The sequence below is a fragment of the Nostoc sp. LEGE 12447 genome, assembly GCF_015206985.1.
In the GTDB taxonomy this organism is placed as follows: domain Bacteria; phylum Cyanobacteriota; class Cyanobacteriia; order Cyanobacteriales; family Nostocaceae; genus Nostoc.
Genome location: NZ_JADEXT010000039.1, coordinates 45,696 through 69,929 on the forward strand (window position 1 = coordinate 45,696; position 24,234 = coordinate 69,929).

The window sequence follows — 24,234 nt, forward strand, 5'->3', positions numbered from 1 at the left end:
GACTAAAGACTAATACCAATTTAATGTGAAGCTGCACTAAATGAGTAACTCTCTATTCTTGGCGCTCTTGGCGTACTTGGCGGTTCGTTTAATATTCTGTGCATCTTCATACAGAATTGGTATAAGGACAAATGACTCAGGACTCAGGACTAAGGACTAATGACTAATGACTAATGACTAATGACTAATCCTTTTAAAAAACTGGCAATCGGTTAAACAAGATCCAATAAAAACCAAGCTGTTGGACTGCTTGGTTAAATTGTTCAAAATCCACAGGTTTAACGATGTAGCTATTTACCCCAAGCCGGTAACTCTCGATCATATCCTGGTCTTCAGCAGAAGAGGTCAGCACCACAACCGGAATCATTTGTGTGCGTGGATCGGATTTGAGTTGCCGTAAAACTTCTAACCCACTTATCCTTGGCAGTTTCAAATCCAGCAAAATGACTTTGGGTTGATTCGTCATGCTACGGTGCGCGTACTCTCCCCGACAAAAGAAAAAATCTAGGGCTTCGGCTCCATCTTCGAGCAGTTGAATATTGTTGCCAATTTTACCGCGACGTAATGCTCGGATAGTTAACTCGGCATCGGTGGCATTATCTTCAACTAATACAATGGAAAGTGCTTGCTCAAAATATGGATCGGTGGGTTGATCTATGGGTTGGTCATTCATAGGTTAATTTCCCCTTGAAGGGTGAAATAAAACGTCGCACCTCGATCGATCGCTGCTTCGGCCCAGATCCGCCCCCCGTGGCGTTGAATAATGCGTTGGACGATCGCTAGTCCGATCCCCGTGCCTGTAAATTCTTGTTCGCGGTGCAGCCGTTGGAATACCCCAAACAAATTATCTGCATACCGCATATCAAATCCTGCCCCATTATCTCTGATGAAATACACTCTTTCACCAGCCATAATCTCATAGCCTATTTCAATGCAAGCAGAAGATTTGTAGCGAGTGTATTTGATGGCATTTGACAATAGATTTAGCCAAACTTGTTTAAACAAGGAAAGATCAGCTTGACAGATGGGTAAATCAGCGATCGCAAACTCAATTTGACGACCTTCAAAATCTGGGGCTAAATCACTCAGCACCTCTTGAATAATCTCATTCATAAAAACAGGCTGCCGGGACATTTCCTTACGATCTAGGCGGGATAGGTTCAATAGGTCGTCGATCAACTCACCCATGCGTTTGGCATTGTCTCGGACAATTTTCAGATAACGATTGCCTTCCGCATCAAGTTGCTCACCATAGTCTTCTTGCATAATTCTCGAAAAACCAACGATCGCCCGCAGTGGTGCCCGTAAATCATGAGAAACAGAGTAGGAAAACGCCTCTAATGCTTTGTTAGCAGCTTCCAATTGGGCAGTTCGTTGTTTGACCCTGGTTTCTAAAGACTGGTTCAGTTGATGCAGGGCTTCGATTGCCCTCTGGCGCTCCAATTCTGCTGCTGCTCGTGCGGCAAATACCTTTAAAATTACTTCTGTTCGTTCCGTGTCTACCAGTGGTTGTACGTCAAGAATACAAAGATTACCAATTGGGTCGCCATTGGCATTTTTTAAGGAAATACCCAGATAACTCTCTGCCTGCATTACCACTAAGTCTAAGTCTTCCGGGAAAATTTGCTGAACAAGCTTTTTGCAGTAGAATAAGCCGTTTCTCAAGGCAAATTCGCATGGTGTACGGGCCGGTAAGTAGGATATTTGTGGTTGTAATGCCCCATGCGCCCAAAAAGCTAGGGCTTTAAGTTCGCCATTTACTAGTTCGGTAACGAGGGCATAACGGACGTGCAAGGCTTTGGCTATATGACCAACCAAAGCTGCGAAAAAATCTTCTCCTGTAACCGCAGCTGTTCCCATGACCAAATTTTGCAGCGTTGTTTCCGATCTTTTCAGATCCTCTTCCCGGCGTTTCACCTCACTAATATCCCGGATAATGGTAGATAAATATTCCAGACTGCCATCTGTTGCTTTATGAGCAATGATCATTTGGGAAACCGGAATTTCTCTGCCATCAATGTCCAACAAAGCGGTTTCACCCACCCAGGTACCATCTCGAATCGCCAGAGGAATGCCCTGGTTTTGAATAATCTCTAATGCCCACTGGGGATGGTAGTTGCTGAATGTGCAAAGGTCTGCATCCAGTGGTATCCCTGCTAGTTTCCTAGCTTGAGCATTATTCCAGAAAACATTGCCTTGGGGGGTGGCCATGCCAATATGATCGGTGGATGCTTCGAGAATGGCAATTAAGCGATCGCGATCTTTTTCTGCTCTTTGGCGTTCGGCAATTTCAGCCCGTAAGGATTGATTCAGTTCTGACTGTTGCTTCAATAAACGGGCATTGTCAATGGAAATAGCTGCCTGAGTCGAAAGTAAACTGAAGATTTCAATTCGCTCTGGGGTAAATGCGCTAGTGGTTAGATTGTTTTCTAAAAGGACAATTCCTGTCAGTTTTCCCTGGTTTAATAAAGTAGCACAAAGAATCGATTTTGATTGGCGTTGCACAATCCAGGGTTCAGATTGAAAGTTACCGACTTGAGCCGCATTATTGAGGACGATGCTTTCTTGGGTGCGAACTACATAATTGATGAGGGCAGTTGGCAAGCAAGGAGTACTGTCTGCTGATACCGATTCCAGAGGAATTGATTGCAAAACAGCTATTTTCTCATCGCCAATCGATCCCATTGCCTCAATCTGCCATTTTTCTTGTGTTGGTAAAATTAGATAACCGGTTTGTGCCCCGGCATTCTCAATTAAGATCGTCATTATTTTTGCCAGGAGTTTATCTAACAAAATTTCACTGGCGATCGCTTGGGAGGCTTTCAATACTGTTTCTAAATCAAGTGCTTCTAACTTTCTAGAAGTCGATTCTGTAATGTCAACTTTTCCGATGTTAGTTCTTTCAGTTTGCACCTCTAGCAGTTGGGGATAACGTCTTTCCAAATCTTGGACTTTAGCCATTGCTCCCCAACGGCTGTAGCCGTACCTTGCCTCTTGCAGATAGACTTTGGCGATCGCTATCCGGTTGTTTGCCAGATAAAATTTTGCTGCTAGTTCGTTGGCCAGGCTTTCTTCTTGGAGGTATTCGTTTTCTCTCGCCAGGGCGATGGCGCGATCGTAGGCATCCATTGCTTCTACTACTTCACCCAATACCCGATGCCGTTCTGCTTCTACCAAATGCCACTTGTGTAGATAGTTCATCGGGGCATGGTGCGCCCAATTTTTCATTTTTGCCTGATTTTCTGCTACCTGCTCCAGCAACTCGGATTGTTTTGCTGTATCTGTGTTGGAATATACCGCCAGTCTGCATAGAGAATCGTAGAAGTGAAAGATGGCAACCAATGCCGCTCCAGTCATTGCTGGTAAGTACTCTTGAGCGAGGATAGCATTGGCAATTGCCTGATTTATATCGTCAAATAAATAACAGAGAAATAATTTATTTAGGTAGAAATAGAACAAACCCCCGTGAAAATGCGTTTGTTGCATCTGGGGTAGTCGGGTTGCTTGATTGTAAGCTTGACCAGATAAAATCCCAGGATTCGGAACCTCGTGAACTAGGTTCAAAACAGTTTGCGAGCAAATCTCTACTAAATGAATCCCCGCCGAGTGCTTGATTTGTTTCACTGCTTGGGCATAACTTGTCAGATGTAATTGGAGTTCAGCCAGGGGTTGACCGATTGCCAATGAATTACCACAGAAATACATCGCAGCGTAGCCAGCAAACTCGAAATCGCCCTGCTCAATACCAACCTGATAGCAATCTTGGAGTGGCTTCAGGCTGTGTTTTAGGTGTGTCTTCCAAACATTAATCTGGTTGCTAACCGCGAATAGACTTCTGGCTTGAATGGGTTTGGCATCTAGGCGATCGAGCAGACTTACAGCTAGTTGACCAAATTGATATCCTGCTTCAATGTCCAATACAACTCCACAGAGAATAATTCCATAAGCGGCATAAGCAAAGGGAGCTAACATCATGTTTCCGTACTCAATCAGCAAATCTACCATTTTGAGTACAACCAGCAAAAATAGGGGAGGGACAGCCAAATAAGCTGATGCACACATACTTGTCAAAAGCTGCATTGCTGCCAGCACCTCTGGCTCAGACATCATTGGTAAGTCAACTAAATCTTCAATGCGTCTATTCGCCAATTTGGAGGCGGTTTCCGAGAGTGCCTGCTGAACATCCTCAAAGGTTGGCTGGATGGGGAGGTGAACTCCTAATTGCTGAAGTAGTTGTAGACTAATTTGAATTGCCTCTAGTAATTTACTTTGAGCAACATAAGTCTGAATTTTGACATCATAGACTTTTAAGCTGGCTAGTAGGGTTTTGGCGTGGTTAATTACCTGTTGGAACAGTGGCTCTACTTGCTCAAAATTACCGCTCAGATAGGCTGCTTCTGTTGTTGCACTATACAGGGTAAGGGTAAAATCATAGTTTGTTTGCCAGCTATCGGTTGTCAGTAGATCCAAACCCGTTTGCAAATATTGCCACGCAGCATCATAAGCACCTGATGCCTTGGCTTTTTCTCCCGCCATCAGGTTTAAGCGAGACAAGTTATCCTGCTCGGATTGAGTTTTGAGGAGTGTTTTGCCCAGGTTCAGTTGGTTGGTAATATCAAAAATCTGGTGTTCTAAGTTTTCTCTGGGAGTTATTTGCAATAAGGACTGTCCGATTTGCCAATGGATCTTGCTTTGCTCGGCTTCGGGAATCAGGGAATAGGCTGCTTGCTGAATGCGATCGTGGGCAAACTTATATTCAATGGCAGGACAATTGCTAGGGAGTGGTACATCCAACTCAACGGATTTGTGGGCATTGCTTAGGGGCAAAATGAACCCTTGAGCGATCGCCATTCTTAAAGCCTGGGCGGTTTCTCGCTGGGATAATTCCGCAGTCAGTGCCAGAGTTTCCAGCTCAAAAGAGTTGCCAATGCAGGCAGCTCGCTGCAACACTTCCTGCGTATTTTTATTGAGCTTTTGAATCTTGAGAGCCATCAAATCGACAATATTATCTGTAATTCCCTGCTGCTGAATTTGCTCGATCGACCATTGCCATTTTTTGGTTTGGTGATTAAATTCCAGTAGCCCTTCAGTGTAGAGAGATTTCAAAAATTCGTTCATAAAAAAGGGATTACCACCAGTTTTTCGTTGCACCAGTTCAGCTAAAGACAGGGAATCTTCTGGTTGGCAGCGAAATGTATCAGCGATAAACTGATTGATATGATCTAGGCTCAATGGCAAAAGAGAAAGTTGGTTTACCACTCCTCCACTCTGCTGAATTTCTTCCACCATCTGAATGAGGGGATGAGCGGCATTAACCTCGTTATCTCGGTATGCCCCCATCAACAACAAAGATTGCCCCTTGGTAGCAGTAGCTAGTAGTTGGATCAGCTTCAGCGAGGCATTATCTACCCACTGGAGATCGTCTAAAAATATGGCGAGGGGATGTTCTGATTGCGTAAAAACGCGAATGAAATTTTGGAAAACTTGATGAAAGCGATTTTGGGCTTCCGTTGGTGGTAATACAGGTACTTCTGGTTGATTGCCTACAATCAATTCCAGTGCTGGAATCACCTGGGTAATAACTCGACTGTTTGAGCCGAGGGCAGCTAAAAGGTTCTGTCGCCATTGAGACAGCTGCACTTCATCTTCAGACAGTAATTGTTTGATCAGTGACTCTAAGGCTTGAGCGATCGCAAAATAAGGGATATTGCGCTGATACTGATCGAATTTACCAGAAACAAAGTACCCCCGTTGTTGCGTAATCGGCTGATAAATTTCCTGCACTAAAACTGACTTACCAATACCAGAGTATCCTGCTATCAACATCACTTCAACATGAGAAGCAGACGCGGGTAAATCAGAGTTATCTTTCCCTGCTACTCTTTCAAAGGAAGCTAATAACATCTCCACCTCCCTTTCTCTGCCATAGAGTTTTTCAGGGATATGAAACTTATCAGAAATATCCTCTTTTCCTAGCAAAAAAGACTCAATTCTTCCCGTGTGTTGTAGCTGTTTCAGGCACTCTTCTAAATCATTTTTAATTCCCCAGGCGCTTTGATAGCGATTTTCTGCTGTTTTTGCTAATAGTTTCAGTACAATTCCTGAGACTATCACAGGAATTCCTGAATTGATAAAATGGGGTGGAACAGGTTCCAAAGCTAGGTGATAATGAATTAACTCCAGTGCATCAATGGATTCAAACGGCAATCGATGGGTCAACAGTTCATAAAAGGTAACACCTAAAGAGTAAAAATCAGTTCTATAGTCCAAAGAACGGTTCATTCTGCCTGTTTGCTCTGGAGATATATAGGCTAATGTTCCCTCTAATATCGGTAGATTTCTGAGAGTTAATATCTCCCGCGACAATACAGTTGAAATACCAAAGTCAATAATTTTAAGTTGTTGTGTTCTTGGATTAAAAATAATATTAGATGGATTGATATCTTTATGAATGATATTTGCTGTATGAATTGCACCCAAGGTTTCAACAATCTGAATGGCTATTTTCAGGAAATCTGTTAATGAAAACTGTGTTTTTGCTATGATCTTTGTTAAAGATTCGCCCCCAAAATCTTCCAGAATAATGACAAAACTCCTTTGATATTGCTGCAAACTATAAGCCTGAATAACACCTTCCAATGACAAGCTACGTGTAATTTCGTATTCGAGCTTATAGCGTGTGATTTCTTCTGGTGTCGGGTAGTCTTTCTTTAAAACTTTGAAGATGACAGGCAAGTTATTCTGCTGATTAATTCCCCGATAGACTCGTGAATTAGCACTTTCATGAATTTTTATATGAATTTTATATTCAGGAATTTCCAGCATGGTTAAACTGCCTACAATTGTTAGATACAAAGATAAATTTAGTATGAGGTAATTTTAAATTTCTGATTTTGGATTAAATTATTTTAGAATACCAAATATAAGAAATTTTTAAAGTAAATAAATTTAAACATGAGAACAAAGGTAAAATCATAAATCCTAAAAATTTTTTATTCAGAGCCACCGCCTTGAGCCAGAGAATAAATCTAAAATCTAAAATCCAAAATCACTTGACTCACAAACCTGATTATACAAGTTTACTGAATAGTTCCCAAGGAGATTGTGGGGTATGAATGAACTGTTGAACATCCTGATTGTTGAAGATTCAGAGGAGGATGCTATGTTAGTTATTCATGAATTGCGTCGCGGTGGTTTCAATCCAAACTGGCAGCGTGTGCAAACAGACAAGGAACTACAAATAGCACTCAATAGTCAGACTTGGGATGTGATGATTTCAGATTACCGACTGCCAGGATTCAATGCTCCTGCGGCTTTGGAAATAGCAAAGCAGAGCCAAAAAGATATTCCTTTTATTTTGGTTTCCGGCACAATTGGCGAAGTACTTGCTGTGGAAATGATGAAAGCGGGTGCGAATGATTATGTCATGAAGGACAACTTAAATCGATTGCCAGAGGCAGTGCGTAGAGAACTTCGGGATGCACAGGTGAGAGCGGAGCGCAAACAAGCTCAAAAGCTGTTACAAACATTAGCGTCTAATATACCCGGAATGATTTACAGCTTTGTTCAGTATTCTAATGGTTCTATTGCCTTTGATTACATTAGTTTTGGCTGTCTGGATCTTTTAGAGTTAACGCCAGATCAAATTTTAGAAAATGCCTCTCTTTGCTTTGTACAAATTCATCCCGATGATTATCCAGGATGTTATGCCGCGGCCAACGAGAGCGCTCAAACTTTAAAACCATTTTCTTACGAGTGGCGATTAGTTACACCTTCTGGCAAACTCAAATGGGTACAGGCAAGCGCTCGTCCAGAATGTCGAGAAAATGGGGATATTGTCTGGTATGGTGTTTTATTAGATGTGAGCGAACGGCAAGTTGCACTTCGCGATCGCAAACAAGCACAAGAGTTAATTATCCACAACTCTTTACACGATCCATTGACGGATTTACCAAATCGCACACTTTTGATAGAGCGGCTAGAACTAGCCATCAACCGAGCTAAACGATTAGAAACCTATCGTTATGCTGTCTTGTTTCTCGACCTAGACCGATTTAAAGTGATCAATGACAGCCTCGGACACCTTGCTGGAGATCAACTGTTAAAGAATATTGCTCACAAACTAAAAACTCATCTGCGGGAAGTTGATTTAGTTGCTCGAATTGGTGGTGACGAATTCGTAATTTTGCTGGAAGATATTTCTGATATTGAAAAAGCTATTCAAATTACTGAGCGTATGCTCATAGATTTTCAAACACCATTGATACTTAATGATGCCGAAGTAGTTATCAGTACAAGCATCGGGATTGTTTTAGGAACAAACGAATATTCTCAAGCCTCCGATTTACTCCGAGATGCCGATATTGCTATGTATCAAGCCAAAGCTCAAAGGAGAAACTCGTATAAAATTTTTGATGTCAAAATGCACACTCAAGCCGTAAATCGACTAACTGTAGAAACCGATATTCGCAAAGCTATCGAACGAGAAGAGTTTGTTATATATTACCAGCCAATTGTTGACATACTTGGGGATGAGCAAAGCAAAGCAGGACAACTGATTGGATTTGAAGCATTGCTGCGCTGGCAACACCCAACTCGTGGGTTAGTCTTACCAAAAGAATTTGTCTCTATCGCGGAAGAAACGGGGCTAATTGTGCAAATTGATCGCTGGATGCTCTACAAAGCTTGTCAACACCTAGCAAACTGGAAAGCAAAGTTTGCTACTCACTTCCCAATCAAGGTTAATATTAACCTTTCTGTTCAAGACATTCGCCAAGGAAACTTAATTGAATACATCGATCAAATACTAGCCCAAACAGGTTTAGAAGGCGACTGTATAACCCTAGAAATTACTGAAAGTATGCTAATTGAGAATATTAGTCAGACAATTGATTTATTAAGCCAATTAAAGTCTAGAAAAATTCAAATTAGCATTGATGACTTTGGTACTGGTTATTCGTCGCTCAATTATCTCCATCGTTTACCTGCTGATAATTTAAAGATTGATCGCTCTTTTGTAAGTCAGATGCAGCAAGGAAACCGTAATTATCAGGTAGTTAGTACTATTATTGCTTTAAGCAATCAACTCGGATTAGCCGTTGTTGCAGAAGGTATCGAAACACCGCAGCAACTTCAATGGTTACAGGAACTGGGATGCGAATTTGGTCAAGGCTATCTATTTTCTAAGCCTCTAAGCCACCAGACAGTAGAAGCACTTCTGACGACAAGTAAAATTTTGCATTATATCCTCTGATAATTGCGACTGACTAATGGAAAACTAGCCATTGGTAAATTTTATACCATAATTTTTATAAGCAAATTAGGCTACTGCATTTCTGATAATTGACTATTCACAATCGGCAAATTAATGTTATGGATATAGAATATTCATGATAAATTATCGCTGACCGTACTATATAACTTAATAATTAGCCTCTAGCAAAAGAGATTTTTAAAACTGAAAAAAATCTATCTAGAGATAAATTACTAAAACTTGAAAACTAGCTTAGGGTATGTAGAGCCTCTGCAATAAGTATTGGTTGTTCTTAGACATTTTCATGCCTCATATTCATTATTCCCAGTTACTGCGCTATGGAATTGTTGTATTAATTGTCACACTCGCACTAGTGTTAATGTTGATGCTAGACCCTTGGTTAAGCATGAGTGGAACTCCTTTCTTGCTGTTTTTTGGCGCTGTAATGGTGAGTGCTTGGTATGGTGGTTTGAAATCAGGGCTATTAGCAACTTCCTTGTCTGTATTACTGAGCAATTACTTCTTTCTCTCACCAGTTTATGAGCTGAGTTTTGACCTATCTAATTCTGTGCGAATTGGGTTGTTTGCATTACAAGGATTGCTCTTTAGTATCTTATGTGAGGCATTAAAGACTGCTAAAAGACGGGCTGATAGAAATCTCCAACAGCTAAGAGTTAGTGAGGAGAGATTTCGATTAGCGTTAAGCAATTCAGATATTGTGGTCTTTCAACAAGATCGAGATTTGCGATATCAGTGGATTCATAATCCTCAAGGTCTAGATACTGCTGAGGAAATTTTAGGTAAGTCTGATGATGAATTATTTCCAGCTTCAGTAGCAGAGCAATTGAAGGCAATTAAGCTGAAGGTAATAGAGACTGGTGTTTCAACTCGTGAAGAGGTTTATCTGACAACTTGCGGAGAATATCGTTACTATGATTTGCTGGTTGAACCACTGAAAGATACAGACAATAGTATTCATGGTATTACTTGTGCGGCTGTGAATATTACAGAACGCAGGCAGGCTGAAGAAAGACTCCGCTATATCGCGCAAGTTAGTAGTGTCCTATCTACTTCGCTAGATTATGAAGAAACCTTAGAACAAATTGCCAAAATTTCAGTTCCCCAGCTAGCTGATTGGTGTAGTGTTGACATTTTAAATGAAGATGGTTCTATTCGCCGCCTACCAATTGCCCATGCAGACCCATCTAAGGCGGAGTTGGCGCGTAAACTTCAGGAGTATGCAACAGATTACAAGGGTGCAAGTGCAATTACTAGAGTACTGCAAACCGGGCAAAGCGAATTAATCTCAGAAATATCTGACTCGCTATTAGTGGCAAGCACTCAGAATCTTGAACATTTAGAACTTGTTCGGGAATTGGGGATGAAGTCTGTGATGATTGTGCCCTTAATTGCACAAGGGCGAGTACTCGGCACAATCAGCTTTGTCAGCACGCAATCAAACCGTCGCTACGATCGCACTGACCTCACTTTAGCAACAGAGATTACTCACCGTGCAGCCTTAGCAGTAGAAAATGCCCGACTTTATCAAGATATCCAACACGCTTTAGTTCATTACGCCGAATCTCTATCTCTTCTAGATGCACTGTTAGAAGCCGCTCCTGTTGCCGTATGCTTTTTGGATCGAGAACTGAAATATCTCCGAATTAATCAAGTTTTTGCTGACATTAATGGTTTGACTATAGAAGAACATCTAGGACGCAAATTTGGGGAAGTATTGCCAGCAATGGCAGCTGAGGAGGAGCAGCAGTTACAGCGCGTCTTGGATACTGGAGAACCAGTGCTGAATGTAGAAATTAGCGGTGAGACAAGGGAACAATCCAGACGTTATGGCTACTGGCTGGGCAACTATTACCCAGTCAACAACGCAATGGGCGAAACGGTAGGAATTGGGATTATTTTGGCAGATGTGACAGCAGCCAAGCAAACAGAAGTAGCTTTGCGAGAAAGCGAAGAAAGATTCCGGGCAATGTTCGACCAGGCAGCTGTGGGTATTACCCTGGTAGCGTTGGATGGAAAATTTATTCAGGTTAATCCTGCACTATGCGAAATTACTGGGTACAGCCCTGAAGAGTTAATGCAAATAACTTTTGAAGAAATTACCCACCCTGAGGACTTAGCAGTTGACTTGGAAAATGCTCGGCGAGTTTTAGCAAAAGAAATTAGTGGTTATTCCCTAGAGAAGCGCTACATCCGCAAAGATGGTTCTATAGTTTGGGTAAACCTAACTTCATCAGCAGTTTGTGATACTAACGGACAACCAAAGTATGCGTTAGGCATTATTGAGGATATTAGCGAACGGCAAGCCGCGCTGCGCGAACGCAAACGAGTTGAAACGACACAACAGTTTTTAGTCGAAGCCAGCACCTTACTCGCTGCCTCATTAGATTATGAAATCACCTTAGAAAGTGTGGCTAATCTCGCAGTTCCTACCTTAGCTGACTGGTGTATTGTAGATGTTTTCCAGGAAGATTGGTCAAGTAAACAAATTGCGATCGCAATTGCCGATCCCACAAAACTAAATACTTTAGACGAAATCCGGCGGCGTTATCGACCCAAAACTAGAGCCAAACAGCTTGTACGGCAGCTACGGCTTGGTATATCTGTCTTTTATCCCAAATTATCTGACTCTCATCTGGTAGAGATGGCTGAAGACGACGAACATCTGCAATTACTGCAAAGTCTGGGTATTTGTTCTCTAATGGTGATTCCAGTTCGTTCCCGTGGGCAATTATTTGGAGCAATCTCTTTTTTCACAGCCGAGTCAAGTAGGTACTACAAACAAACAGACTTAGCCTTAGCAGAAGATATTGCTCGTCGGGCGGCGACAGCTATCGACAACGCCAGACTATACCAAGAAACTCAACAGGCAAAACAGGGCGCTGAAAGGTCTATCAATCGCACTATACTTTTACAAAGAATAACCGCTGCCCTCTCGGAAGCCTTAACTCCCCAACAGGTAGCCGATGTCGTGGTGAACCAAGGGATTGCTGCCTTGGAAGCTACTGGTGGTTCCGTTGTCTTACTTACTGAGGGAGATACTACCCTAAAAGTTGTGCAAGCAATTGGCTATCCGCAAACACTCATCAATACTTGGGCAACTTTTCCCATCACATCACCTAACCAAATAGCAGAAACAGTCAGAACCGGGCAGCCGATTTTTTTAGAAAATTTAACAGCCATGATTGCTAGATATCCAGACTTAGCAAATGTTGTGACTGTTATGGGGAATAATTCTTGGGCTTCCATTCCATTGATAGCAGAAGGCAAAGTAATTGGGGCACTGGGATTAAGCTTTACCAATGAACAAATATTTCACGAAAAAGACCGGGGATTTATGTTGACGCTGGGGCAGCAGTGTGCCCAAGCGATCGCTCGCGCTCAACTTTACGAAGCTGAAAAGACCGCCAGGGCCCAAGCTGAGACAGCCAACCGCATTAAGGATGAATTCCTCGCTGTCCTTTCCCATGAACTCCGAACTCCCTTGAATCCGATTTTAGGGTGGGCAAAGTTACTCAGAACCCGCAACTTCGACGAAGCTACTAAAATTCGAGCATTGGAAACTATCGAGCGGAATGCCAAGTTACAAACTCAATTAATTGGAGATTTACTTGATGTTTCGCGGATTTTACAAGGTAAAGTCAGGTTAAATCTCTATGCAGTGGATTTGAAAATAGCGATCGCAGGTGCATTAGAAACGGTGCGTTTAGCAGCAGAAGCCAAGTCGATTCAAATTCAAACGGTTTTAAGTAATGATATCGGCAAAGTCCTCGGCGACAGCGATCGCTTACAACAAGTAATGTGGAATCTCCTCTCCAATGCCGTTAAATTCACACCCACAGAAGGACGAGTCGAAGTCCGTCTAGAGCAAGTTGGCTTAGATGCTCAAATCCAGGTGATTGATACAGGTAAAGGAATCATCCCGGAATTTTTGCCCTACGTCTTTGATTACTTCCGGCAAGCAGATGCTAAGACAACCAGAGTATTTGGCGGGCTGGGATTAGGGCTGGCGATTGTGCGTCATTTAGTAGAACTTCACGGTGGTACAGTTCAGGCAGAGAGTCTAGGAGAAGGGCAAGGTGCTACTTTTACAGTCAGACTACCTTTGCTGAAAAATTCTGAATTGCGAGTCAGCAGCGATGAGGTTTCTGAAGCAGAACTAAGTAGTGACAACACATTACTGGCTGGGGTACAAATCCTGCTTGTAGACGATCAAGCTGATGTGCGAGAGTTTTTTAGCTTTGCACTAGAACAATATGGCGCGACTGTAACAGCAGTTGAATCAGCAGCCGAAGCACTAGAAATATTAATGCAATCAAACCCAGATATTCTGTTAAGCGATATTGGAATGCCCTTAATGGATGGCTATATGCTGCTGCGTGAGGTGAGAAAATTACCGCCAGAGCAAGGCGGGCAAATTCCTGCGATCGCACTGACAGCTTATGCTGGAGAAATCAACTACAACCAAGCAATGGCAGCAGGATTCCAAAAACACCTACCTAAACCCGTAGATCCAGCTGAATTAGCCACAGCGATCGTTAATCTCATCGGGCAGAATCAACCCTGAAGCCGATAGTAGGGATTGTTCAAATAATAGGAAAAGGAGCAAATTCCAGTATCTTTCTCCCCTGCCCCCTGCCTCCTGCCGACGCTCGCGGACTCGCTACCGCTGCGCTATCCTGCCTCCTGCCTCCTGCCCCTTCCCTCAACCAATGGGGCGATTACCAGGATTGACTGCATGGATATATTCACTACCCGATCCAGGTCTTCCTCGTTTATAGTAAGCTTCTTCTGGTTTACCCCATCCTAGCTGCAAAATCATTTCCAAAAAACTTGAATTTTCCCACTTACATAAACTTGCCCATTCTGTTCTCTGAACAATTCTTTCTACATCAGATGTAAGAATTTGTTGGTATTGTTTACTGTTATTGAAACTCAAATATAAATCCATCCCCATAGAGACTTCATACCAAAATTCTACAATGGAATTTTTAGCAGCTTTTAATATCTCTAAGTCACTAGCAAGAGCTATTAAATCAGTATTTACTTCAGGATAGTTCAAGTTTTTACCTTTAACTGTCACCTGCCGCCAGATAATACCTGAAACTTGATTTTCTTTTTGATAGTCGTGAATTGCAGCTTTGAAATCTTGATAAGCTGTGAATTGTTGCAGCCCATCAGTCCTGATAAACTGGTCAATTACAGGATTGCCAGAGACCGTTATCTCTAACTTTAGGCGTTTTCCGTTGAGGCAAGCTTGGCGTTCGGCTGCCAAAACTTGAATTAGCTCCTGGGTGGTGTAAACCTTTGACATCAGAATACACTCAATACGGGACTAGAGATTACTTTTCTAAATGGTTAACACAGATATTTCAATATTATGCTTTGACATCAGCAGAAATGTAGTAACAGATAGCACGAAAAACGAGGGCAGACCAATTTGGTCTACCCCATAACTTATCTAGCTAACTCACTACTGAACTCATTAAAAGCTCGTCGCTTTAGTTGTGCTGTTTCGGTACGTGGTAATAAATCAAAGATTTTGCGAAATTGATCGTCTATTTCTTCAAAAGGTACTTGACCTTTTTTATCCAAAACTACCTCACCTGCTTTATTAAACACTACGACTTGAGGAACAGACCCAGAATAGTAATATCCTGGTTCTGTAGGGTCGTAGGTTTCTTTAGACGGGATAGTATCTACATTAATCGGCATAATCTCTGCTACCCGACCGTAGAATTCCTGTACCCGTGAGATAGAAATGGCATATCTTTTAGAATCGCTGCTGTCATCCAAATAAAAAGCCAAAAATATCGGTTTATGTTCCGCTAAAGTTTGTGCAAGTGTCTGCCTGGGAGGAACTAATGAACCGTTGCCAGCATAAACAACGAAGATGTTGCCATCATATAAATCATTATCGAGACCAGCATAAGCAGGTTGCGTACTTATAATGAAAAGACTTACAAGCAACAACAGGCATTTGGACAACCACCTTTGCCAGCTAGTAATTTGTTTATGTAAAAAAAGAAATTTTGTGCTATTCATCAAAAGGAACCTTGCAAGCTACTACTTGTCGTGAGTTTGTGCTGAATTCGGAAAACTGGGCTGGATATGTAATTACGCCCACACACTATTTTTTAAGATAACGTCTACTGAGATTATCTCTTGTAAGTGGATGATGGAGTTGAACGGAGTTCCGAGGTGGATGAACGGAGTTCTGAGGTGGATGAACGGAGTTCCGAGGTGGATGAACGGAGTTCTGAGGTGGATGAACGGAGTTCCGAGGTAGATGAACGGAGTTCCGAGGTAGATGAACGGAGTTCCGAGGTAGATGAACGGAGTTCCGAGGTAGATGAACGGAGTTCTGAGGTGGATGAACGGAGTTCTGAGGTGGATGAACGGAGTTCTGAGGTGGATGAACGGAGTTCTGATGTGGATGAACGGAGTTCTGATGTGGATGAACAAGATTTTAACTCTCCCTTGCTTCCCCTGCCTCCCCTGCCTTCCCCCCTTTCAAGGGCAGGTTTTTAGAAAAGGGTAGAAGATAGAATAAAACATCGTGACATAAAGCAGGTCATGAACGAGTATTCAGGTTTAAACAGCTGGATAGCGCAAAGTTACCACATTTAAGTCAGCCACAGGCGAAGGTACTGGCAATGTGGAGTAATGGATCTGGGAATGATGCTTTTCCCCAGGTCTAACAACAGTAGCTGTATTTTTAGCAGAACTACTGGGTGAGAACGGGCGATTGATTTGCTGAATGTACCGTATAGCAGGCGGGATAAGCGTAATTAATAGGAGTTACGCGCTCATGACTCATCATGCATTATTTGACTTTTTATTTAATGCTTATATACCTTTCTGGTTGGGATGAATATCATCACGCTTTAGGAAGGCATAGCGAATTAATTAAATTTACTACGAATGCTATCCAGTATCTTGAAGCAAAGACTGATAAAAGCCAGCATGATATCTATCAAATAATTCAAGATGACATTCTCAAATTACTTCAAAGTCAAATTGAGGCACACATCAACCTCATCCAATTTGATGAAGCTGAAAAACTACTAAAGCAAGCTAGACAAATTCTTCCAGCCAAGCAATCAGACAAACTAGAGGGACAACTCAAAGAAAAAAAATTAAAGGGTAGGCATAAGGGTAACAATAAGTGTTTCTTTCATTTATGACTGGCTGCAAGTGCAGCTAGTCAATGCTCTTATGAAAATAATCACTAGTTTTAAGCACAAGTAAGCAAAAATTAAGCCCAACTCCTTTACCTTTAACCCTCTTTGGAGACGCTACGCGAACGGGAAGCAAGCTACGTTCCTCAAGCCAACCTAAGCAGTTTAAGGGTTTTGGCGCTAACCCAAGCGTATTGAGCTATAAATGCTCAAAAAATACTCAAAGTGCTGTGTTAAATACAAAAAGACCAGCCTCCCACAGCTGGTCTATAAAATATTTTTTTGCGTTGTCTTCTCAAGAGAGTTAAAACCCAATTGCGCGTTCCCAAAATGCAACGGGCAACTTTTCTTAACAATATTGTAACAGTCAACACAGATTTTTCAGGAATATTCATCAAAAAAAGATATTAGCAAAGCTTAAAAGCCTCTATCTATTAGAAGAATTCAGTAGAACGTAGGGTATAGACTGACAAAACCAGAGGTAGAGGAAGCAGAAAAGAATTGACCAATAACCAATACAACTCTTGGAGAGGCTGCGCCCTAAGCGTAGCTATGCCGCAGGCTTTACGACTACACGGTAGTTGAGCGCAGTCGAAACTCAGTACAAGTGACTAGTGACTAATGACTATTTGTGGTTTTCCCCAAAGGATGCTTTCCTGCTTGTAAATCGCAATTCCCGGTTTTGCTCCTTTGGGTTTGTAAACGTGTTTTGGCTGAGTGTAAACTACTGGCACTTGCTCACTCTGACGCGCACGACTGTAGTATGCAGCAAGATTAGCGACAAATTGCAAATCAGCTTCTTCTGCCACAGCACCGGGTTCTAGACGTAGTAGCAGATGACTCCCTGGAATTTCTTGAGCGTGGAACCATAAGTCATAATCCCCAGCTACACGAAAGGTTAATTGGTCATTTTGGCGATTATTGCGGCCGATTAAGACTTCAAAGCCACTGGGGGTAAGGTAACGATGAAAGTTGGTGCTAGGAGGTTCATTTGCACTGCGACTGCGATATTCTGGATCTTCTAGATACTTTTGCCCAATCAACTCTTCACGGATTTCTTCTAAAGCTCGTAAATCTTCTGATGTTTTGTAAGTGTCTATTTGAGCGATCGCAGCTTCTACTTGTTCTAAATACTCAATTTCTGTCTGCACTTCCAACAGTAACGGTTCCACGGCAGCACGAGCGCGTTTCAGTTTTTGGTGCTGTTTGTAAAGACTTTGGGCATTTTGGACAGCATTTTTATCTGGCTGGAGAGCGATCGCTACTGGCAAGTTTGTATCAAAATCAGCAAGGATAATTTGTTTCATCCCTGGTTCCCAGTTTTGCAGGTGAGCCATCAATAAATCAGCTTTTTGCCGATACTCGTCGGCTTGATCTGATTGCTGCAAGCGCGTTTTAAAGGTTTGAGCCTTGTTGCGTAATTTCACCAGAATATTATTTAATTTCTGACTCAACTGATGGCGCAATTGAGAAAATAACTGTTGGTCAATTTGGTTACTGTAGTAATGGTTGAGCAACTCCTGGATATCTTTGACTTTTTCCACTACACCCCAACCCATTACGGTGTAACCATCTTTTGTCCAAGCAGGTTGAAATTTCTTGGAATCCAAAGCTTGCAGCCATTCTTGCCAACGCTCAAACAACCTTCGCCAATCGTCGGGGTTGAGAGTATCGGTAGATGTTTCTGGTGTGATATTTGCTTCTAACAGCATTAACTCCAGCAATGCTGCACTCAAGCCACTATAACTTTTCAGTAATTGCCGCTTAATTGCTCCTGGTACTAAACTTACCCTTTCTTGCCAACGTTCTTGGGATTCGCTCAAACTGGGAACAGTTCCAGTCAGTTTTGGTGGTGTTTCATAAGGTTGTCCGGTTTGGATGGGACGGACACTAGATTGTTGCTGACTGACTTGATGAGCTGCGGTGATAATTATATTGCTAGCGTCGGTGAGAATAACGTTACTATATTTGCCCATGATTTCTGCATAGACATGATACAGGGCGCTTTCTCCGGGACGACGGGCAAATTGTAAATCGATAACACGCTCCCAAGGCGCGATCGCTTCAATACCCACCAATGCTAAACCACCCAATTGGTGTATTAATTGTTGGCTAAAGGTAAAGGTATCTGGCGATCGCGGTGGTGGATCGCCAATACAAATATGTGCAGCTTGGGGATGCCAAGAAATCTGTAGCCAATCACGCTGTTTCAGGGTGCGTAATGCTATAGCAATAGTATAGCGATCGCGCTGATAAACCTGTTCTGTCCGCGAGGGCAGCCAGTTAGCGCGTATTTCGCTACAAGTAGCTGTAAGGGTGGTGAAGTCAACTGGTTGCATAGCCGTTCGCGTTCAAAGGTCGATGCTCAGTATACTTCCATCATCTCTAATATTGATATTAATGTAGGGTAGATATCCCCAATTGCTTCCCTAACAAATATAGAGACGCAAAATTTTGCGTCTCCTACAGAATTTATCGCTATGTAAAATGATTTTATCTGAAGTGGATTAAGTTGCTTGAAACACTATTTAGCAACCAATGCAGGTTCTTTTGCTGATGGTTCTAACAATTGAGTGTAAAGTTCACTCAACTGAGTTGCGACACCATGCCAACTAAATTTGCTTTCAGTACGTTTTCTGCCAGCTTTACCCAATTCGTCTCGCCACTCTGGATTAAAGAGAATTCGGTCAATAGCAGACGCAAAAGCACCTACATCTTGTGGTGGTGCTAATAAACCAGTTTGTTCATTAACTACAGTAAACTGAAGTCCACCGACATCACTAGCCACAACCGGCGTACCGCTTGCCATCGCTTCGATCGCTACGAGTCCAAAGGGTTCGTAGTGGCTAGGAACAACGCAGACATCGGCAGCTGCATAATAAGTTGGTAAAATATCTTGACTGAGACGACCAGCAAAGATGGTCAAGTCAGTGATTCCTAATTCGTGGACGATTTGCTCAATGCGATCGCGCTCAATGCCGTCGCTGTTACCTGGAGTACTACCACCACCAATAATTAGCTTGAGATTCTTCGAGTCGCGTAGTTGAGACTCGTTAACTGCACGCACTAGGGTTTCTATACCTTTGCGTTGGTCAAAACGCCCTACATATAATACAACTTTGGCATCTTTGGCAATTTCCAGTTCAGCCCTAGCTGCTTCTCGTCCAATGGAACCAAAGCGCTGAATATCTGTACCGCAGGGAATGATATCGATATTACCTTCAGTGGAAACTAGCGATCGCATGTGTTGCTGTTCTTGCGGACTTGTCGCCACAATTCGCTCTGCTGTTTCCAATACCTGTTTTTCTACTGCTAATCGCTGACTGGCAATCAGAGGAATATTTTCTATCGTGTTGTACTTGACTGCTCCTAATGAGTGGTAGGTGTGAACCTGTTTACTCCCTTGGATTTTCTTTAACTCCATCCCCACCCAACTAGAGAGCCAATAGTTAGTATGAACTAACTCGTATTTAATCTCATTTTTTATCTGAAATTTGAGGAAATTATCCACAAATTCTGGCAAATATTCAAAAATTTCATCTCGCGGCACAAACTCAAGGGGCCCAGCTTTTAAACGAATAGTTCGACAATTGTCCCCATGTTCAACAATCAAGTCTTGCTCCAGACTTACTTTGCGGGTAAACATATCAACTTGCCATCCCAGCTGCGCTAGTGCTTCACCCACTTGGCGCACATAAACATTTTGTCCCCCAGCTTCTTCTTTCCCTATTTCAATCGCCGGGTCTCCGTGGACGGAAATCAAGGCGATACGTTTTTCGGTGGTAGAGTTCATAGTTTGTGTGTTGCTGATTTTAACAAAGCTCTAGCCTGTTTCAAGTACGTGTGTAACACACTTACTTGAATTGTTGAGAAACTTTGATTAATATTTATTTTAATTTAATACACCTAATATTTTTTTACATCTTCTGCCAGAAGTATAATTTTAGGTTAAGTATTTATATTTAATTTCTTTAGATAGAGGAAAATTTATACCTCATATTTCATACTTTTGATAGATAAAAATTATAGTTTTTCACCTTTTTTTATGCTTATCTAAATTAATTAAATAAACACTTAACGTGAATTTGACAAATTGACAGCAAAAATTAGGAGTTAGAAGTTATATTCACCATGCAAAAAATCCCACCCACAAGGGAATAAGATTTTTGATTTTTTTGGTAAATGTAAGCAACTACCCGACTGAAAAATTGACCCCGAAGTCAAGTACAGTCTTAATTTTGGGGTGTAAAATTGACAAGTATTTATGAGTGTAGCTAAGTAGCTAACTGACAATACTATATGTTATTTTTACAATCTTAAAAGTGGGATTAACATTTGCTGACTATAGATAAACCTTTATTAATCCTCTTTGACATCTGATGCACAGGTGTAATTTGAAACTAGTAAAACGCTTACTTCTGACATTGAAGTTAAAAGCACCTAGCACAGTTAACTCACCACGTTGAACTCAAGTTGTATTAAGTAGTTATAATAACTGTTAAATATTGATGCAAAATCGGGTACTTTATTGAATTTGCTTCGAAAAGTCTCAGATTATATTTTCAATCATTAATAAATTTCAGGAGCAAATCAGGTGTTTACTTCAACCTTACTCGCTGCTGCAACTACACCCCTGCAATGGAGTCCGACAGTTGGACTGATTATCATTATTGCTAATATCATTGCCATTGCTTTTGGGAAATCGACCATCAAATATCCCAATGCAGAACCAGCACTACCCTCATCTAATCTTTTTGGTGGTTTTGGTTTACCAGCCCTTTTAGCAACCACTGCCTTTGGTCATATCTTAGGAGTGGGCGCTGTTTTAGGGCTGCATAACCTGGGAAGAATTTAGGTTCTTGCCCAAGTTAGCCTTTATTTGATGATTCTTTTGTCTCCAGCATTGAGCCAGAGAGTGTTAATTCTCTGGCTCTTTTTTATAGATAAATTGTCTAATATTCGCTGGATTGCTCTTAAATTCTAATCTGTACTAACTCTTAACGAATGTCCACTCAAGTACCTTGATGGGGGCCTCTTGTAGCGCTTGAGTTAGTTGGGCACTGCTCTCAAATTTCACCTGGGAGAGGTCGCAGGCTTCGACGTTAACCGTGAATTTATCCTCTTGGAAGGGCCAGGGTTTGACAACAACCAAGTTATCACTGCGCTGCATGATGTCATAGCGCTCACCTTCAGGGCCCTTGCTAATTTCTAAAAACCGCTCATCATCAGGTAGTTCTTGCTGACATAAGATGAGAGAAAGGCGATCGCACCACTGCATAAACGCATAAGCTGCATCAACTTCCTCCTTTTTTATCCCCAGTTCCTTCCGCCAACGTTGCTGGTTTTGAAGTTGCTCATCCAAAAGTTTGTCTAGTTTGGAACGCTTACCCCGCCTTCCCTCATTTAGACGGCTGATGTGCATGGAAATTAATAAAGCTACCCATCGTCCACGGTAAAGGGCATTCTTTGCCAAATCAGCCAATTTCTGTACTTCAGCATCTACATCGGCATTTGAGGACAGCATGAAGTCCTTTGGCGCACCGGCTTCAGTCAGAATATCTTCTTCCCACTCTTTCTCTAAATCATCGTGATGAGAAATTGCAGCGATGGTTTCATATAATCTTACTGGCGCATCTTTACGTCGCCATTGCCCCGCCAGTTGAGCTGCTAATAAGGCATGGGCACGATGGTAAATGACTTCCCAACCATTTGGCGTAGCGTTGACAATCACAAATTAATCTCCTGATTCTTAGTTTTGATTTTGAGTTGAATCTGAATTCAGAAACGTCGGGCTAGATATTATTGAAGAGGCGATCGCTCTGACTTTTTCAGTGTGACTTATGATTTACACCCATTTTAATTTGAGTGCAATATAAGTCCATCCTTCATAACGCAGAGATATGTAGCTAATACTCCCAACTTCTCTAAGAAATCGGGAGTATGCTTCTTCACCAACCTTCGGATGAGGAAACAGGGAACAGTGAAGATTTTCGGTTATATGCGGATCTGTCCGCATCAAAAGCTTTAGATCCCTAAAAATCCCCCCTTTTTAAGGCTACGGTGTACACACAAGTCTTTAAGAATTGCCCTACAAGCTATTTGATCCCCCGGCCCCCCTTTTTAATTGGCAAAAACCTCTCAAAATCCTCCTTTTTAAGGAGGATTTTGGAGGATCTACTACATTTTGGTTTTGTAGAGAGATGTGTGTACCCTGTAGCCTAAAAAAGGGTGGGGTTAGGAGGGATCAATAAGTACCCAAAATCACAGGCAGATACTTTTCAACAAACTTCTAAGAGTGGCTTTCTAGGGGATTAGCAATGTACTTGAATGTTGGCTCAGAATTCCAAGGGCCACGCTCATCTTTACCATTACCGTCTGTAGATAGGTTGTAGTAAAGAGCAACAGTTTCATCTGGCTTAATATTACCAAAGAATGGATCTGTCAACTTACCCAGTGAATCTAGAGCTTTCATAAACATCTGGGTATGAGAAATTTCTCGTGTTAACAGATGGACTAAAGTTTCTTGGGTTCCTTTGTCGGTTGCCAACTTAATTAACTCTTCGTAAGTCTGACGAGCGCCGGCTTCTGCTGCAACGTTAGCCCTTAAATCACGGACTACATCTCCACCTTCATTCAAGTAACTTGCAGTCCAAGCATTACCCTGACTATCCAGAAAATGAGGTCCAATCCCGCGAACTGCAAAGAGAGTACTCTTATAAGCCTCTGTTTGATCCACATTTTTGGTATGAGCTTCAATGAGTTTACCAACCATTTCTAAATGGCTGAATTCCTCGATTGCAATGTCTTGGAGCATATCTTTAATTCCAGCATTTTCAACATGGAATGATTGCACCCAATATTGTAAAGCTGCGCTAAGTTCTCCGGTAGCTCCGCCAAACTGTTCTAAAAGTAATTGAGCAAAACGAGGGTTTGGTTCACTAACGTTAACTGCATGAATAGGCTCTTTTTTGTGAAAAAACATAGATTTACACTTCCAAAAATATGATGTTACAGAAGGGATTGGATGGTCTTTTAGGATTGTTCCAGAGAGAGCTAATTTGATGTTTGATGGCTTCTCAACCTGGGAAACTATAAGACCAATAAAATACACTGGTCATGTCAGTGTTGATAACTGCCAATCAGCGATTAGGCATTGCTGCTTCTTCTGATTAATCCCCATAGATAAATAGCAACAATTGCGCCAAGCACAGCCACCAAAATACCAGGAAGAGTTAAACCAGCGCCAGCCGCAGTAATTTGCAGAGTTCCTGTTCGCAATAGAGTAAACAGACTTCCACCGACGAAAGCACCAATGATACCTAAAATCATTGTGGAGAGAATTCCACCACCTTGATAGCCAGGATAAATAGCTTTAGCAATCGCACCTGCCAAAAGTCCTAAAACTACCCAAGCAATAATACTCATAACTGCCTCAACAATCTCACTTGTATCTAAGTTATCAACTCTGATTCAGAATTCTTTCTACCAGATGGGATAAATGCTAAATCCAAAAGTTAGACAAAAGAGTTTACATATAAATTAGATGGAAATTGCCATTTGACGTTTATAGCATGAAAATGCTCAAGGATTTTTTGGCAGCCAAATAAATAAAAAATTATTAAATCTCTAATATTTTTCTATTAAGCTTTACTAGTTACAGCACTTCCGTCTGTTATAAGGTACACTAGATTAAAATATAAATACCTTTAAATGAAGTCTTACTCTGTCGAGCTTCGAGAAAAAATAGTTGCGGCACATCTTCAAAAAAACATTTCGATCAGG

Annotated in this window: 14 protein-coding genes; 5 read left to right on the top strand and 9 right to left on the bottom strand. The window is 41.8% G+C overall.

Translation table 11 applies throughout. The annotated features are described in order from the left end of the window. Window positions 1–193: 193 nt before the first annotated feature. On the bottom strand, window positions 194–673 hold the full coding sequence (locus tag IQ274_RS28225) for a response regulator (RefSeq protein WP_163930923.1): 480 nt from the start codon (window positions 671–673) through the stop codon (window positions 194–196). Continuing rightward, the gene (locus IQ274_RS28230; protein ID WP_194144160.1) at window positions 670–6,825 is read right to left on the bottom strand and encodes an AAA family ATPase; all 6,156 of its coding nucleotides are present in this window, start codon (window positions 6,823–6,825) and stop codon (window positions 670–672) included. Before IQ274_RS28230 ends, IQ274_RS28225 begins: the two co-directional genes overlap by 4 nt. A 286-nt stretch (window positions 6,826–7,111) precedes the next feature. Here IQ274_RS28230 and IQ274_RS28235 point away from each other — a divergent pair, with 286 nt between their 5' ends. Together IQ274_RS28235 and IQ274_RS28240 are read left to right on the top strand one after the other, a co-directional pair. Beyond that, entirely contained in the window at window positions 7,112–9,253 is a 2,142-nt protein-coding gene (locus IQ274_RS28235) for an EAL domain-containing protein (RefSeq protein WP_194144161.1), read from the top strand. Window positions 9,254–9,557: 304 nt separating this feature from the next. Then, complete coding sequence (locus IQ274_RS28240; protein ID WP_194144162.1) at window positions 9,558–13,838, top strand: PAS domain S-box protein; 4,281 nt, start codon at window positions 9,558–9,560, stop codon at window positions 13,836–13,838. A gap of 138 nt (window positions 13,839–13,976) precedes the next feature. Here the strand turns inward: IQ274_RS28240 and IQ274_RS28245 are convergent, their stop codons facing one another. Both IQ274_RS28245 and IQ274_RS28250 read right to left on the bottom strand, forming a co-directional pair. Further along, complete coding sequence (locus IQ274_RS28245) at window positions 13,977–14,585, bottom strand: hypothetical protein (protein ID WP_163930933.1); 609 nt, start codon at window positions 14,583–14,585, stop codon at window positions 13,977–13,979. Window positions 14,586–14,728: 143 nt separating this feature from the next. Beyond that, on the bottom strand, window positions 14,729–15,316 hold the full coding sequence (locus IQ274_RS28250) for a thylakoid membrane photosystem I accumulation factor (RefSeq protein WP_163930935.1): 588 nt from the start codon (window positions 15,314–15,316) through the stop codon (window positions 14,729–14,731). A 126-nt stretch (window positions 15,317–15,442) separates the two neighbouring features. Between IQ274_RS28250 and IQ274_RS28255 the strand changes: the two genes are divergently transcribed. Beyond that, complete coding sequence (locus IQ274_RS28255; RefSeq protein WP_194144163.1) at window positions 15,443–15,802, top strand: hypothetical protein; 360 nt, start codon at window positions 15,443–15,445, stop codon at window positions 15,800–15,802. 314 nt (window positions 15,803–16,116) lie between these two features. Next, window positions 16,117–16,458, top strand: coding sequence for a hypothetical protein (locus IQ274_RS28260; RefSeq protein WP_194144164.1), 342 nt, complete (start codon window positions 16,117–16,119; stop codon window positions 16,456–16,458). Window positions 16,459–17,063: 605 nt separating this feature from the next. Here the strand turns inward: IQ274_RS28260 and IQ274_RS28265 are convergent. After that, on the bottom strand, window positions 17,064–18,791 hold the full coding sequence (locus IQ274_RS28265) for an Rqc2 family fibronectin-binding protein (protein ID WP_194144165.1): 1,728 nt from the start codon (window positions 18,789–18,791) through the stop codon (window positions 17,064–17,066). A gap of 185 nt (window positions 18,792–18,976) precedes the next feature. Beyond that, window positions 18,977–20,245: a glycosyltransferase family 4 protein gene (locus IQ274_RS28270; RefSeq protein ID WP_163930942.1), complete on the bottom strand. Its 1,269-nt coding sequence runs from the start codon at window positions 20,243–20,245 to the stop codon at window positions 18,977–18,979. Between the two features lie 801 nt (window positions 20,246–21,046). Here IQ274_RS28270 and psaK point away from each other — a divergent pair. After that, window positions 21,047–21,307, top strand: coding sequence for a photosystem I reaction center subunit PsaK (gene psaK, locus IQ274_RS28275; RefSeq protein WP_012410900.1), 261 nt, complete (start codon window positions 21,047–21,049; stop codon window positions 21,305–21,307). Between the two features lie 135 nt (window positions 21,308–21,442). Here psaK and IQ274_RS28280 read toward each other — a convergent pair whose 3' ends face one another. From IQ274_RS28280 to IQ274_RS28290, 3 genes are all read right to left on the bottom strand, one after another. After that, window positions 21,443–22,183: a DUF3891 family protein gene (locus IQ274_RS28280; RefSeq protein WP_163930944.1), complete on the bottom strand. Its 741-nt coding sequence runs from the start codon at window positions 22,181–22,183 to the stop codon at window positions 21,443–21,445. A 558-nt stretch (window positions 22,184–22,741) separates the two neighbouring features. Beyond that, complete coding sequence (locus IQ274_RS28285; RefSeq protein ID WP_194144166.1) at window positions 22,742–23,434, bottom strand: manganese catalase family protein; 693 nt, start codon at window positions 23,432–23,434, stop codon at window positions 22,742–22,744. Between the two features lie 164 nt (window positions 23,435–23,598). Next, the gene (locus IQ274_RS28290) at window positions 23,599–23,877 is read right to left on the bottom strand and encodes a GlsB/YeaQ/YmgE family stress response membrane protein (RefSeq protein ID WP_114083921.1); all 279 of its coding nucleotides are present in this window, start codon (window positions 23,875–23,877) and stop codon (window positions 23,599–23,601) included. Between the last annotated feature and the right edge of the window lie 357 nt (window positions 23,878–24,234).